Below are 13,912 nucleotides of genomic sequence, written 5' to 3'. Positions count from 1 at the left end.
CGCGTCATTGGATTTCTCACCGGATGGTCTTGGATTTTACAGTCTTTATCTCTATCACATCTTTAAAAAAATGGTATCAAACCCCTTTGGCAAAAACACAACGCCTCCCTAGCCAGCTTGATAGTTGGCAATCAAGAATTCCTGGCTGTTCGCAGTCGCAGCAATCTTGGCTCTACCCAACCCCAACCCAACTTACCGACACTGCATCAACTGCTGATTGACCCAATTCAAACGCTGTTGCCCAAAGACCCCAATGCCCGCGTTATTTTCATTCCCCAAGGTTCCCTGTTCCAGGTTCCCTTCCCCGCCCTGCAAGACTCTGGCGGCACTTACTTAATCGAAAAACACACGATTCTCACTGCCCCCTCGATTCAAGTGTTGGATTTGACTCGACAACAACGACAGAAGTTAGCACAGAAGCAATCCAACAGCGGCAGCGCTCTAGTATTGGGCAATCCCACGATGCCGAGTGTGTCTCTCTCTCTGGGAGAACCCAAACGGCAATTGTCTCCTCTACCTGGGGCCGAAGCTGAAGCTAGAGCGATCGCGCCTCTGCTCAACACCCAAGCCATCACAGGCGCACAAGGGACAAAAGCTGCGATCGTTCAAAAAATGCCCCAAGCATCGATTATTCACCTGGCAACGCATGGATTGCTCGATGATGTAAACGGATTGGGAAGTGCGATCGCCCTTGCTCCTTCTGGTAGCGATGACGGCTTATTGACCGCAGAAGAGATTTTTGACATGAAACTGCAAGCAAATTTAGTCGTTTTGAGTGCTTGCAACACTGGAGAAGGCAGAATTACCGGGGATGGTGTGATTGGTTTGTCGCGCGCTTTGATTTCGGCAGGCGTGCCGAGTGTGATTGTTTCTTTATGGGCGGTTCCCGATGCGCCGACAGCGGAATTGATGAAAGCATTTTATCAAAATTTGCAAAATAATCCCGACAAAGCACAGGCATTGCGACAGGCAATGTTAACCACGATGAAAACTCATCAAGAGCCGCGAAATTGGGCGGCGTTCACGTTAATTGGGGAGGCAGAGTAAGGACGATCGCGACAAGCAGATTACAGAGTACGATCGAGGATACTGCCCCTACCGCGAAACCGGCGGCTGCAAAACTTTAGCATCCTTTGCGATTTCCATTTCCTCCAAAACCGGCTCTAACACCGGAGGAGGAATCGGCACTTCTTCAACTACCTGATGCTTTTCCAAAGTCAAACGAGACTGCGACGAACCAGACAATCTTTTCAACAATTTCGGTGTCGGATCGTACAGCAAATAAATAATTCGATCGCCCGCTTGCCAAATCTGGGTCGCCGACACTACTTGCAAGTACCCTTGCCTTTCCAGCAGCAGCGGCGCTAACTCCCCAGCCTGAACCAAAGCTTGCAAGTGAGCAATCTGAAACTGCAATCCCTCACTTTTTAACTCAGTTTCCCCCAATTTTACTTCGCCGTCGCTCAAATATTCGTTCCAATCCTTCAGCGACAAATCGGAGACAAAAGCTTGATTGATTTTAGCCTGATTTGCAGGCGTACTTGCTTGCGGATCTTTGGGAAATATTGCCAAAACCCTCGGCGGTGCAAACTCTTCGGATGCTCGCTGAGCTAACACTAAGTTTACCTCGCCGTTGTTAGTCATTGCCAAAAAAGTTCCCATTGAATCCAGTCCGGCTTCTTCTAACACGCTGTGGTCGAGAGCACTGCTCAAAAACACCCGCAAACCTTCTCGTTCTGCTTGTGCGCAAGCTTCCGGGTTCGTGTCGATAATTGCCACAGATTCTCCGCGTTCTTGAAACAAGCGAGCAATTAATCTGCTCAAAGGATTTGACCCTACAATTGCTGCACCGGTTACAGATTTTGAGGTGATGCCCAAAAGTTGAGCCATCCATCCGGCCGTCAGCCCCTGCACGAAAACTGTCATAATAATTGTTAGGAAAACTAAGGCTTTAATCGAGTCGCCACCGTTGATTCCCCGCTGGGTGAGCAAAATGGCAAATAAAGATGCGATCGACGCTGAGACAATTCCCCTGGGTGCTACCCAACAAACAAATAATTTCTGCCGCCAATTCAGTCCGCTGTTCCAAGTACACAGCCAAACGTTGATCGGCCGCACTACCCACATTAAAGCTAAAACTGTAAACAAACTTCCCCAACCGAGGGCGACCACACTAGCGAGGGATAAATCGGCCGCCAGCAGCACGAACAGCACGGAAATAGCAAGGACTGTGAGTTGACCTTTAAACCTCCTCAGCAGCCTTTCTTCTGGGACAGCAGCGGCTCTGAGGACGATGCCGGATACCACAGTTGCCATCAGTCCCGATTCGCTGCGGATTTCTTCTGCTAAGCCGAAAAATCCCCACAAACCGGCTAAAACTACTAAGTTTTTGAGGTCTTCCGAGAGAAATTGCGATCGCTTGAGAATGAATCCCAGCAGCCAACCTCCTGCAACTCCGACGACTGCGCCAACGAAAAGCCGCACGATTAAATCTCGGAACAAAACCAGCAAATCAGCATTGCCGTTTAAAATAATATTCAGCACCAATACTGCCATAATTGCTCCGACAGGATCGATTAAAACGCCTTCAGCTTCTAGCAAAGCGGCAACTTTTTTGTCAACCGATACTTGTTTGAGCAAAGGGCCGATTACCGTCGGGCCTGTGACGACTACTAGAGAAGCATACAGAAATGCGATCGGCCAGGGAAATTCTCCCAACCAGTGTGCGGCCATTCCGCCACCAATTAGCGTAATTAAAGTGCCTACGGTAACTAAATTGCGGATGCTGCCGGAAAGTTTGCCCAAATCTCGCAATTCCAAATTCAAGCCACCTTCAAACAGAATTAAAGCTACGCACAGCGATACCATAACTTCCAAACCGCTGCCCAACAGATTGGGGTGCAGCACTCCCAAGCCGTCTGGGCCGGCTAAAATGCCGAACAGCAGCAAAAAGACGATCGCCGGAACTTTCAGATAAGCGGCCAGAACTTGAGCGCTGATACCGCAGGTGACGGTCATGACCATCAACAGGGTGATGTTAAAGGGGATTTCCATAGATATAATTGTTACAGGCAGCCCGCTGGGTTTTAAATGTTCGATCGCGGGTAATTGGAGTGCAGGCGCTATATTCGGCGCAGCTTACAAACTCGGCAGGGCCTTGGATTTTTCCCAATAAGATTAAAAAACCTTGATAGTCGCTACAACTTTATCAGATAATTCTCTTAGCGTCAAAGATTGGAGCCGCCCCTTCAGAAGGTAGAAGCTAGAAGGCTCAAAGGTGAAGACTTTTAGGCTGAAGAGTAAAATCTCAATTACCAATTACCAATTACCAATCTGCACCTCGCGCCAAAGAAATTCGTTTGTATTGAGGACTTGATTCCTCAATTTTTTTATGAGAAATCAAATTTTCAATACAAACCTTACAAGAGTTATTTTATCGGAGGTAATATTACTTACCGTCACGGCTGGCATTCTGCCACCTGCGAAAAAACTCCGATAGAACGGTCGGCGAAATTCGCCCTTCCAGCCAATCTAAAGCCTGGTTTTGCTGTGGTGCGGCCCGATAAAATTTGCACGCATCTATCAGCCGAATCGGAGAATTAGTGCCAGTAGATTGAGAGCGCCATTTTTGTGCAAACTCGTTAATAATAGCCGGAGAAAGTTGTTTTTGCAGCCAATCTAAAGCTTGGTCTTGTTGTGCTAAACCGCGATAAAATTTGCCCACATCTATCAATCGCAAATTACTGTCTTGAGGTAAGGTAGTTGCCCGCCATTTTTGAGCAAATTCCCCTAAAACAGAGGTAGAAACTTGACTTTGCAGCCAAATTAAGGCAGTATCTTGGCTAGCCTTAGCTTGATAAGACGAGAATACCTGAGTCAGCCGCACGTCTGATATGGGAGTGGGAGTCGGAGAAGGAGTCGGCTGCGGAGTGGGTGTCGGGGCTGGAGGGGGAACAATTACTTTGGGAGATTTTCGCATCAAAGCTGCCCAGGTTTTGAGGCTGGCAATGCCGTCTGGATTGAGAGCTTGAGATTTCTGAAACGAGATGAGCGCCGCTGTGGTGGTAGCTCCAAATTTGCCGTCCATCGCGCCTTGATAGAAACCTTTAATTCTTAATTCCTTCTGGATGTCTGCAACTTTATAACTTACGGCGCCTTCTCGGACGCTTTCAAAAATATTGGTGTCTACATTGCCCGATACGCCCGACACGCTGCCACTGTCGCTGTACTGCCAAAAAGTCCAAGTTTTCCAGCCGCCGGGAACCCAAGGTTCCTCAGCAGTGGTATAGTGAGCAATCCACAGCGGGTAATCGGCAAACCGTGTTGTCCTCAGGTTGTCCCAGAAACCGGGGTAAGTGTAGATAATCGGCCGCATCAAGGTGGCTTTTTCGACTGCTTCTAACCAAATTGCCGCTCGATCGCACAATTGATCCGCACTCAAACCGCCTGTAGTTTCCACATCCAAGACTGGCGGCAAATCCCCCGCTTCGAGTTTTACAGTTTTCAAGAACAAATCTATTTGTCCTTGAATGCTGCTTGCAGGTTGAAAAAAGTGGTAAGCACCGCGTTGAATCCCGGCCGCTTTCATCGCCGCCCAATTGCGAGCGAAAGTTTGGGCAACGAACGTTGCACCTTCGGTCGATTTGACAAAACTGAAGGTAATACCATCCCGCGCAACGGCTGGCCAATTGACGTTGGGCTGGTAGTCGGAAACATCTATACCGCGAATACTCATATTACCAAGAGTGGAGAAAAGCTGGTTTGCTCTGAAGCAGCGACTCGATTAAGGGTACATTAAATTGTAATGCTAAGTCGCTAAGTGTTTTTTTTGCAGGGGAGATTGTGCAAATGAACTTCGATCGAATAGAGCCCGGCCCTGGTCAAGAGTCTGTTTGGGATTACCCGCGTCCCCCTCGCCTTGAGGAATCGACCAAACACGTACAGATAATTTTTAATGGAGTGACGATCGCCGACACGCGCCGTCCTCAGCGGGTATTGGAGACAAGCCACCCTCCTGCCTACTATATCTGCCCCGATGACATCAAAATGGAATATTTGCACAAAACTTCACGAGGTTCTTGGTGCGAGTGGAAGGGACAAGCCGGTTATTACACTGTGACGGTAGAGTCGAAAGAAGTAGTAAATGCTGCTTGGTTTTATCCCAATCCCAATCAGGTTTTTGCAGCTATTAAAGATTATGTGGCTTTTTATCCGAGCCAGATGGATGCCTGTTATGTGGACGGGGAATTAGTGCAATCTCAACCAGGGGATTTTTACGGTGGCTGGATTACCAAAGATATTGTCGGCCCGTTTAAGGGAGGGCCAGGAACTTGGGGGTGGTGAGGGAATGTTGAGTTTTGAGTTTTGAATTGAGAACAGAGGCAAAGACTACGTTTTTTTTACGCAAAACCTCGTTACAGCTTCGACCCGGTTTCAAAACCTGGTTTCTTGAGTTTGTGTGGGCAGTGAATGAGTTAAGGAATGGCGCTGAAAAAAATTTTACGTAGCAAAAAGCCAACCGTAAAAAATTGAGAATAATTCAATAAATCTCTAATTGAGTGAGGATGAATCAATGCAATGCAGTGCAGGCAAGGCAGAAGCTAACGCAGCAGCTTATCCCTTGAAATAAACAGTGTAGTCAAGAATACAGTGACTGCTCATAAATAAATGTTAGTATAAGTTAATATCTGACACTAGCTTTGTTGCTTCTTTATTATTTATTTATTCGGATCTGCGCTGTGTCTGTTGAATTTATCCCGCCATCTAACTCGCCAGAAAAACTACCAAAAAATTTATCTTTAGAGTCTACTCTTAAGGATCTGGCTGTATTCAATTTTCAAGTTGAAGCTTCATCCCTAGCCAAAGAAGTAGCCCGGTTTTTTCAAGCTCACCCGCTGCTTCCGGGAGTTATCTTGACCGTAAATGGGGAATTTTTAGGGATGATATCCCGTCGGCGATTTATGGAACGCATGAGCCGCCCTTACGGAGTAGATATATTTGCTTGCAGACCGATTATAGCCTTGTATCAAATAGCTCAAACCGATATTTTAATTTTACCAGGAGTAGCCTTAATTGTCCTGGCAGCTCAGCGAGCAGTGCAGCGACCGCCGGAACTGCTTTACGAGCCAATTGTTGTGCAGTTAGAACCTCAAGTTTACCGATTGTTAGACGTGCATCAACTGTGGGTAGCTTTATCCCAAATCCACCAACAAGCTACTTGGTTTATGAGCGAACTTTATTACAATTTAGCGCTCACTAAATCCGAGCTAGAAGCAGCTAATTCTAAATTAAAAGCAGCTAATTCAGAATTGTATCGCCTTGCCAACTTAGATGGCTTAACTCAGGTTGCCAACCGCCACTGTTTTAACGAATACTTAGAGAAAAAATGGCAAGAATTGGGAGAAGCAGCAGCAGAAATATCTTTAATTTTATGCGATGTTGACTTTTTTAAGAAATACAACGATACTTACGGACATCAGGCGGGAGATGCTTGCTTGCAGCAGGTAGCCCAAGCTATTTTGGCAGCCGTAAATTACTCAACAGGCGAAGTTTCGGGCGATGCTCTGGTAGCCCGTTACGGAGGCGAAGAATTTGCAGTAATTTTGCCTCGGACTTCGCCTGAAATAGCTGTCTGGATTGCAGAGAAAATTCGAGTGTGGATCGAAGAACTAGAAATCGAACACGTTAATTCGGAGGTGTGTTCTGTCGTGACGCTGAGTTTGGGGGTAGCGAGTACGGTTCCCCGATCGTCCGCAGCACAAAAAAGCTTGATTGCAGCGGCAGACCGCGCGCTTTATCAAGCTAAAGACCTAGGGCGCGATCGAGTGATTTTAGATTTTGGATTTTAGATTTTAGATTGGAAAAAGCGACCCGCAGATTTATCCGTGGGCTTATTTCATGGTTGCCATCACAGATTGTCTGGCAAGTCATCGAGTGATTTTGGATTTTAGATTTTAGATTGGAAAAAGCGACCCGCAGATTTATCCGTGGGCTTGTTTCATGGTTTCCATTACAGATTGTCTGGCAAGTCGCCGATCGACCTCCCGATGCTAGCCAGCAATTTCTCTAAAGCTTTCATCTGCTTGACGGTGAACGTGGGCACGTTCTTTCCCAACTCCCAACGGCTGATTGTTTGCGACGAAACGCCAAGCTCTCGCGCCAAATCTTCCTGACTCATCTCCAGTTCTTCCCTGAGCTTCTTCAAATGCGACTCTTCATTTTCAGGTCGCGGAACGGGCTTTTTCGGCATAACCTCGATCGCACATTTTTTATATAAGATGCTTAAGCATCTTATATAAACAATAAATTGATTAGACAATATGTTTAATAGCCAGCCCAGAACCGTGGAAAGTACAAGGACTGGCTCTAAAACCCCTTTGGAAAGGAGCATGAATCGATTATGCCTTACAAACAGCGTCTGAATTCCTGGATTATTGTTCGCCTGCTGCCCAATTTACAAAGAAGCGTCGTGGGTCGGTTTCGCAGTTGGTCGGATGCAGACGGTCAGATCCGCATTTTGCGGCAGTTACTGCCGGATGCTCGCCTAATAGTCGTGTTCGATCCGGGCGATCGCTCGTAGAGTAGTTTTGAGTTGGGAAGCGATCGCGCAACGGTACGGCGGATAGCTGGGGAGGTGCGATCGCTCCTTTCCAGCAATCTTTGCGATAAAATGTGGAAAAGTATTTAGCTGTGACGCATTTTTAAGCTATGGATCTCGCTGGTACTCTTGCAGAAATTATTAGTTTGAGCGTTAATGACAGAATTCGCTTAGTACAAGCGATATGGGACAGCATAAGCGCCGATCCCGAACATCTTGAATTAACTGAATCTCAAAGGATAGAGCTATCTCGCCGCCTGCTAGACCACGAAACAAACCCCAATGCGGTTATTTCTTGGAAACAAGTAAAAGCTAGAACAATGGCGAGGTTGCAACAGTGAGCCTTTCTATTGTCCTGCGTCCGGCTGCACAGGAAGAGTTTGATGAGGCTGTTGATTGGTACGAGCAACAAAGTGCAGGACTTGGAGTAGAGTTTCTCAATCATGTAGAAGAAGCACTCGATCGAATTAGCGCGACGCCAGAAGCTTACTCAATTGTTTTCCAAGAAATGAGGCGGATTGTCGTGCAAAAGTTTCCCTACTTAATTTACTACCGTGTTGAACCAGAGCAAATTGTAGTTCTCGCGATATTTCACAGCAAGCGAGAGCCGAAAACTTGGGAGTCACGAGTCTAAGAATTTTATGAATAGGAGATATATCGGGCGATCGTCCCGCGCCTACAAAGACTCGCGCCAAGCACGTTCTGCCGTCCAGTGTCTGTCCGAAGATTCATAAATCCTCAACCCATCCAACCCGGCATTTTGGATCGTCTCCTCAACTTCATCCAGCGTAAATGCCGCCTGTAGCGAATCGCTGAACAACTGCTTCTGATGCGCGTTGCAATCTCCCGCATAAAGCTTGACTAAATTATCCCTGATTTCCGCTTTTTCCGGTCGCAGCAAATCCCGCAAAAAAATTCCTCCCTGCGGCTTCAACACCCGCTTGACTTCCTGCAAAAACGGCAGCGGATCGGGCAAATGGTGGATAATGCTGTTGGAAATCACCATGTCAAAATAGTTGTCAGGGTAAGGCATTGCCTTAGCATCAATTAATTCGAGACTGATTTGCGATCGCGCGCCCGCCTTTTCCACATTTTGGGCCCCGACTTTCAGCATATTTGCCGACAAATCGATGCAAGTCAATTTCCATGCTGGCCGCAGTTGACAAAGGGCGATCGGGATTCTCGCCGTACCCGTCCCCGCATCCAAAACGTTTCCAAAAACCGGCCCCAACGCCGCAGCACTCTGAGCAAAAGCAGCATTAACCTCAGCAAAATCCATCGAATCGTATTCGATCGCCTCTTCCAAGGAATCCATCACTTCCGGTTCCAAAACTCGCTGCATAAAATTTATCTCGTTCTCTGGCATTTCCATGTAGGGGTTCAGTTTCGCCTGCAAAAGCTCGACTAACTCCGGTTCCATATATTCGTAATTGTCCGGGATTTGCAGGCAAATAACTTTCTTGCCTTCGAGACTTTCGGGAAATTTTCTGCGAAGTCGATCGCCGTGCTTCTTCTCCATCACAAATATCAAATCCGCCCAGCCCAGCAAACCCTCAGTTACTCTAATTCTTGCACCTTTTTCCGTTCCAGCCGATCGCACACTGTAGCCACTAACCTTCTGGCATATCTTCTCGGCAGTCAAACTCCTCCACTTATTCTGACTGCACACAAACAATATCTTGATTTTATCCACCAGTTTAAAAAGCAAAATTCCATCTTATCAGCGTTAATCCGCGTTAATCCGCCTACATCTGCGGTTAAAAATCTTAATCCTAAATTCCCCCATCGCCCCTGCCATATCACAAAAACAGTAGTTTGTCAAATTACCCTAAATTTTGCTTACAATTCTTAACTCATCAAATGCGTATTTTGCATAAAAATTTGTAGATATTACATTTTCTGAGTTGTTGATTTTACGAATTTAAAAGGTTTCAGGCTACAAATGTCAAATTAGTCATAATGCCCCTGGAGTATCAAAATCCGATAATAGCTCAAACGGCGCAAATACGTCAAATAAATGAGAATAGAATCAATAGTCAATGATGGTAATTTTGGGAGTTTTCGGCAAGTGATTGAACATTTAAAACGAAAATAACTATTCTATTGCTTTTGCTTATCAAAGCCGCTTGACTTGTCCCGATCGCCCTTTTCCCCTCAAAAATAGTAAGTATGGTCGAGCGCCCAATAAATAATCGAATCCACCCCAAGCTAGAACTCTGCTATAATTAGTAAAACGAAGTCGTTATGAGTTTAAGTAAATAGCTATGACCAACGAAACCGTAGAAAACCTAGTAATTATCGGCTCAGGGCCTGCAGGCTACACCGCAGCAATCTACGCCGGGAGAGCAAACCTCAAACCCGTAGTCTTTGAAGGCTACCAAACGGGAGGCATCCCCGGCGGTCAACTGATGACCACCACAGAAGTCGAAAACTTCCCCGGTTTCCCCGAAGGCATCACCGGGCCGGAACTCATGGATCGAATGAAAGCTCAAGCAGTGCGCTGGGGTGCCGAATTATACACAGAAGATGTAATTTCGGTGGATTTGACCAAGCGTCCGTTTACAGTGCGATCGGAAGACAGAGAAATTAAAACCCACACGATAGTAATCGCTACAGGCGCGACGGCGAAAAGGCTGGGGCTGCCTAGCGAACACGTATTTTGGAGTCACGGCATTTCTGCCTGTGCGATTTGCGACGGCGCTACCCCAATTTTTAAAGGAGTAGAATTAGCTGTCATCGGCGCGGGCGACACAGCAGCGGAAGAATCTATTTATTTGACAAAATACGGCTCTCACGTACACATGCTGGTGCGGCGCGATCGGATGCGCGCCAGCAAAGCTATGCAAGACCGAGTGCTGAGCAATCCCAAAATTACGGTGCATTGGAACACCGAAGCAGTGGATATTTTGGGCGAAGCTGGTGGCAAAATGGACGGGGTGAGAATTAGAAATATCGAGACCGGCGCCGAAAGCGATTTGCTGGTGAAAGGATTGTTTTACGCGATCGGTCACACTCCCAACACTCAACTGTTCCAAGGTCAGCTAGAACTCGACGAAGTAGGCTATATCGCCACCAAACACGGCTCGGTAGAAACCAGCGTCGAGGGAGTTTACGCAGTCGGCGACGTACAAGACCACGAGTTTCGCCAAGCAATTACCGCCGCCGGCAGCGGCTGTATGGGGGCGATGCTGGCAGAACGTTGGCTGTCAGTCAAGGGTTTAGCTCAGGAATTCCACCAAACCGAGGAATCCGAGCAACCCACAGCAGCGCCGGAAGCTCAAAAAGTACGCAAAACCAGCGAGAACTTTGATATCAAAGATACGCGCCACGAAGGAGGTTATGCTTTGCGGAAGTTGTTCCACGATAGCGATCGACTGATTGTGGTCAAATATGCATCTCCGAGTTGCGGGCCTTGCCACAGCCTCAAGCCGATTTTGAGCAAAGTAGTAGATGAGTTCGAGGGCAAAATCCATTATGTGGAAATTGACATCGAAGAAGATCCAGAAATTGCTGAAAATGCTGGCGTGATTGGTACGCCGACGATTCAGTATTTCAAAGACAAAGATTTGATAGCTGAGCTCAAGGGAGTTAAGCCGAAAAGCCAGTACCGCGAGTTAATTGCCAGTAATTTGTAGGAATTCGATCGAGTTTAGATTTGAGGTTTGCCAAGAGATTTAACCTCAACTCAACTTGCGTCCCACCTGCCAAAAAACCGGTTTCTCCCCTGCGCGCCAGTCCCGTGCAGGGAAAAAACCGATTTTTTTTTAGCCCCATCGCGCGAAAAAACCCGGTTTGTCGCGAGTGTTTGGCGAATGAGAAAGAGGATTTTTGACTGTTCCGGGTTTTTTCGCCTGAGTGCTACTAAAATCGAAAAGTCTTATATAGGTCGATCGTCATTATGGCTCAAAGCCGCCTCCGACTGCCGCGATTTCTCAACAGTGCCTCACCGTCAAGCCTGTCCATGAAAATGATGTGGGCAGGTTTGACAATAACTGCCGTGTTTATATTGGTAGCTACCTTGTCTCCAGCTATGCAAGCTTGGGGATGGCTGCAAAATCCTACCGAGGCTTTGATTAACCCCATCCACGAACCGCCGTCGGCGAATTATTGGTTTGGTACTAGCCGCAGCGGCTACGATGTGTTTTCCCGCACGCTGTTTGCTTCTCGGGCTGCTTGGCAAGTGGTAATTTTAGCCACTGCTTTGAGTTTGTTTATCGGTGTGCCGCTGGGTTTGGTTAGCGGTTATTTGGGCGGTAAGCTCGATCGAGTGTTGTTATTTTTAATGGATACAATTTATACTTTGCCGGGGCTGCTGCTTTCTTTGACCCTAGCGTTTGTAGTGGGAAAAGGAGTTTTGAATGCTGCGATCGCCCTGAGCATTTCCTACATCCCTCAATACTACCGCGTCGTCAGGAATCACACCGTCAGCGTCAAAACCGAATTGTTTGTCGAAGCCGCGCGAGCAATGGGTGCTGACACTTGGACAGTGCTTTCGCGTTACCTGTTTCTGAATGTGATTCAGAGCGTACCGGTGCTGTTTGCGCTCAACGCTGCCGATGCAATTTTAACATTAGGAGGTTTGGGATTTCTGGGATTAGGGCTTCCCGAAGCAACTCCCGAATGGGGACACGACTTGCGTTTAGCTTTAGATGCGCTACCTACTGGCATTTGGTGGACGGCTTTGTTTCCCGGTTTGGCGATGACTTTAATGGTCGTGGGATTGTCTTTGGTGGGGGAAGGATTAAACGAGTTTGTTAACCCTCGCTTGCGGAATCAGTAATCATTTTTCTGTAGCACAATCTCAAAAAACCAAACACCCAGATTCCGGACTTCTTTGAGAAGTCGGGAATCTAACGAAAAAGCGTTTTAGGTTTAATTAAAAGGGAGCATCTCACTTTTGCAGTTAAGCTAGAAATTGGAGTTTTAAGGCAGGAGGCCCGAGGCTGCGGGGCAGGAGGAAAGAGGAAGAAGGAAGGAGCCAGAAGAAGTGTTTTTACAAATATGAGATGCTCCCAATTAAAACGACCTACTTATCCAAGAAACACCAAGTAGAGTTAAGGAGGTAAAATCATGAAAAATATTCCCCGTATTGAATATCTTAAAATCCAAAATTACCGAGCTTTACATAATCTAGAACTTAAAAAAATTACCCCCTTAACTGTGCTTTTTGGACCTAATGGTAGCGGCAAATCAACTATTTTTGATTTTTTTGCTTTCCTGTCTGAATGTTTCAATGAAAGTCTCAGAAAAGCATGGGATAGAAGGGGCAGATTTCGAGAATTACGAACCAGAGATAGTACAGGCTACATTATTATTGAATTAAAATATAGAGAGACATACAAATCCCCGTTAATTACTTATCATCTCGCCATAGATGAAGAAAATAATCGTCCTTTCATCGCTGAAGAATCGTTACAGTGGAGGCGAGCCATCCAAGGTAAACCTTTTCGGTTTTTAGACTTCAAGAAAGGCGAAGGACAAGTCATTAGTGGCGAAAGTCCTGATGAAGAAGGCGAAAGGATTACCGAACAACTGGCATCACCTGAATTATTAGCAGTAAATACATTAGGACAATTTGCCAAACATCCTCGCGTCAGCGCATTAAGACGCTTTATTACAGGTTGGTATTTATCTTATTTAACCGCCGATAATACCCGCAGCCTTCCCGAAGCAGGTGCACAGGAAAGATTGTCCCCCACTGGTGACAATTTACCCAATGTTATCCAATACCTAAAAGAACAACATCCCCAACGGTTAGAAGAAATACTAAAAACCCTTTCTGTTCGTATTCCACGCCTCGAAAAAGTCGAAGCCTCAATCATGCAGGATGGCCGACTTTTGTTGGAAATTAAAGATGCTCCTTTTTCTCATCCAATTCTCGCAAAATTTGCCTCCGATGGTACGTTAAAGCTCTTAGCTTATTTGATAGTATTATTTGACCCCAATCCCCCGCAATTAGTTGGAATAGAAGAACCAGAAAATCATTTACATCCGCGATTATTACCTCAGCTTGCAGAAGAATGTCGTGCTGCTTCTGCGAATACTCAATTAATGGTGACAACCCATTCTCCCTTTTTTGTGGATAGTTTGATGCCAGAAGAATTATGGGTATTATATCGAGATGAGAAGGGTTTTACTCAAGCAAAAAGAACCGCAGATATGCAGGGAGTTAAACAATTTATGGAACACGGTGCATTACTGGGTTCGCTGTGGATGGAAGATTTTTTTGATGTGGGAAATCCGCTTAAAAATGCTAGTGCACCGGAAGGATTTTCAACTTAAAATAAAGAGAAGGTGAGCATTTTGCATCTTGAG

General features: G+C 46.3%; 13 protein-coding genes. 9 read left to right on the top strand and 4 right to left on the bottom strand.

Translation table 11 applies throughout. The features are described from left to right. Positions 1 to 117: 117 nt before the first annotated feature. Positions 118 to 1,047 carry a CHAT domain-containing protein gene (locus QUA99_RS23350; protein ID WP_333241376.1) on the top strand — a complete coding sequence of 310 codons (930 nt, stop codon included), beginning with the start codon at positions 118 to 120 and terminating at the stop codon, positions 1,045 to 1,047. Between the two features lie 48 nt (positions 1,048 to 1,095). Here the strand turns inward: QUA99_RS23350 and QUA99_RS23345 are convergent, their stop codons facing one another. Then, positions 1,096 to 3,054 (bottom strand): cation:proton antiporter domain-containing protein, encoded by a 1,959-nt coding sequence (locus QUA99_RS23345; RefSeq protein ID WP_333241374.1) that lies wholly within the window; start codon positions 3,052 to 3,054, stop codon positions 1,096 to 1,098. Positions 3,055 to 3,448: 394 nt separating this feature from the next. Next, positions 3,449 to 4,735, bottom strand: a complete 1,287-nt coding sequence (locus QUA99_RS23340; protein ID WP_333241373.1) for a GH25 family lysozyme — start codon at positions 4,733 to 4,735, stop codon at positions 3,449 to 3,451. Between the two features lie 113 nt (positions 4,736 to 4,848). Here QUA99_RS23340 and QUA99_RS23335 point away from each other — a divergent pair, with 113 nt between their 5' ends. Together QUA99_RS23335 and QUA99_RS23330 are read left to right on the top strand one after the other, a co-directional pair. Next, positions 4,849 to 5,343 (top strand): DUF427 domain-containing protein, encoded by a 495-nt coding sequence (locus QUA99_RS23335; RefSeq protein ID WP_333241371.1) that lies wholly within the window; start codon positions 4,849 to 4,851, stop codon positions 5,341 to 5,343. A gap of 395 nt (positions 5,344 to 5,738) precedes the next feature. Next, the gene (locus QUA99_RS23330; protein WP_333241370.1) at positions 5,739 to 6,848 is read left to right on the top strand and encodes a diguanylate cyclase; all 1,110 of its coding nucleotides are present in this window, start codon (positions 5,739 to 5,741) and stop codon (positions 6,846 to 6,848) included. Between the two features lie 161 nt (positions 6,849 to 7,009). On the opposite strand, the gene QUA99_RS23325 is transcribed toward QUA99_RS23330, so the two are convergent. Then, a complete protein-coding gene (locus QUA99_RS23325; RefSeq protein ID WP_190735342.1) occupies positions 7,010 to 7,249 on the bottom strand; it encodes a helix-turn-helix domain-containing protein in 240 nt (79 codons plus the stop codon). Between the two features lie 150 nt (positions 7,250 to 7,399). On the opposite strand from QUA99_RS23325, the gene QUA99_RS23320 reads away from it, so the two are divergent. The 3 genes from QUA99_RS23320 to QUA99_RS23310 all read left to right on the top strand — a co-directional run bounded on the left by QUA99_RS23320 (position 7,400) and on the right by QUA99_RS23310 (position 8,231). Continuing rightward, positions 7,400 to 7,579 carry a hypothetical protein gene (locus QUA99_RS23320; RefSeq protein WP_333241368.1) on the top strand — a complete coding sequence of 60 codons (180 nt, stop codon included), beginning with the start codon at positions 7,400 to 7,402 and terminating at the stop codon, positions 7,577 to 7,579. A gap of 128 nt (positions 7,580 to 7,707) precedes the next feature. Next, complete coding sequence (locus tag QUA99_RS23315) at positions 7,708 to 7,938, top strand: addiction module protein (protein WP_333241367.1); 231 nt, start codon at positions 7,708 to 7,710, stop codon at positions 7,936 to 7,938. After that, positions 7,935 to 8,231, top strand: coding sequence for a type II toxin-antitoxin system RelE/ParE family toxin (locus QUA99_RS23310; protein ID WP_333241366.1), 297 nt, complete (start codon positions 7,935 to 7,937; stop codon positions 8,229 to 8,231). The genes QUA99_RS23315 and QUA99_RS23310 overlap by 4 nt, the downstream gene beginning before the upstream one ends. Before the next feature lie 42 nt (positions 8,232 to 8,273). Here QUA99_RS23310 and QUA99_RS23305 read toward each other — a convergent pair whose 3' ends face one another. Then, on the bottom strand, positions 8,274 to 9,239 hold the full coding sequence (locus QUA99_RS23305) for a methyltransferase domain-containing protein (RefSeq protein ID WP_333241364.1): 966 nt from the start codon (positions 9,237 to 9,239) through the stop codon (positions 8,274 to 8,276). A 622-nt stretch (positions 9,240 to 9,861) separates the two neighbouring features. On the opposite strand from QUA99_RS23305, the gene trxB reads away from it, so the two are divergent. The 3 genes from trxB to QUA99_RS23290 all read left to right on the top strand — a co-directional run bounded on the left by trxB (position 9,862) and on the right by QUA99_RS23290 (position 13,879). Further along, positions 9,862 to 11,232: a thioredoxin-disulfide reductase gene (gene trxB / locus QUA99_RS23300; RefSeq protein WP_333241362.1), complete on the top strand. Its 1,371-nt coding sequence runs from the start codon at positions 9,862 to 9,864 to the stop codon at positions 11,230 to 11,232. 263 nt (positions 11,233 to 11,495) lie between these two features. Next, positions 11,496 to 12,377 carry an ABC transporter permease gene (locus QUA99_RS23295; RefSeq protein WP_333241361.1) on the top strand — a complete coding sequence of 294 codons (882 nt, stop codon included), beginning with the start codon at positions 11,496 to 11,498 and terminating at the stop codon, positions 12,375 to 12,377. A gap of 290 nt (positions 12,378 to 12,667) precedes the next feature. Continuing rightward, positions 12,668 to 13,879: an AAA family ATPase gene (locus tag QUA99_RS23290; RefSeq protein WP_333241359.1), complete on the top strand. Its 1,212-nt coding sequence runs from the start codon at positions 12,668 to 12,670 to the stop codon at positions 13,877 to 13,879. Positions 13,880 to 13,912: the final 33 nt, after the last annotated feature.

The sequence above is a fragment of the Microcoleus sp. F10-B2 genome (genome assembly GCF_036704965.1).
Taxonomy (GTDB): domain Bacteria; phylum Cyanobacteriota; class Cyanobacteriia; order Cyanobacteriales; family Microcoleaceae; genus Microcoleus.
This window is presented reverse-complemented; position numbering and strand designations above follow the sequence as displayed.

What these genes read in the sequence shown, in the direction of transcription:
- QUA99_RS23340 (WP_333241373.1), bottom strand. Translation starts at nt 4,735, where the DNA reads ATGAGTATTCGCGGTATAGATGTTTCCGACTACCAGCCCAACGTCAAT.
- QUA99_RS23320 (WP_333241368.1), top strand. Translation starts at nt 7,400, where the DNA reads ATGCCTTACAAACAGCGTCTGAATTCCTGGATTATTGTTCGCCTGCTG.
- QUA99_RS23345 (WP_333241374.1), bottom strand. Translation starts at nt 3,054, where the DNA reads ATGGAAATCCCCTTTAACATCACCCTGTTGATGGTCATGACCGTCACC.
- trxB (WP_333241362.1), top strand. Translation starts at nt 9,862, where the DNA reads ATGACCAACGAAACCGTAGAAAACCTAGTAATTATCGGCTCAGGGCCT.
- QUA99_RS23315 (WP_333241367.1), top strand. Translation starts at nt 7,708, where the DNA reads ATGGATCTCGCTGGTACTCTTGCAGAAATTATTAGTTTGAGCGTTAAT.
- QUA99_RS23325 (WP_190735342.1), bottom strand. Translation starts at nt 7,249, where the DNA reads ATGCCGAAAAAGCCCGTTCCGCGACCTGAAAATGAAGAGTCGCATTTG.
- QUA99_RS23335 (WP_333241371.1), top strand. Translation starts at nt 4,849, where the DNA reads ATGAACTTCGATCGAATAGAGCCCGGCCCTGGTCAAGAGTCTGTTTGG.
- QUA99_RS23290 (WP_333241359.1), top strand. Translation starts at nt 12,668, where the DNA reads ATGAAAAATATTCCCCGTATTGAATATCTTAAAATCCAAAATTACCGA.
- QUA99_RS23295 (WP_333241361.1), top strand. Translation starts at nt 11,496, where the DNA reads ATGGCTCAAAGCCGCCTCCGACTGCCGCGATTTCTCAACAGTGCCTCA.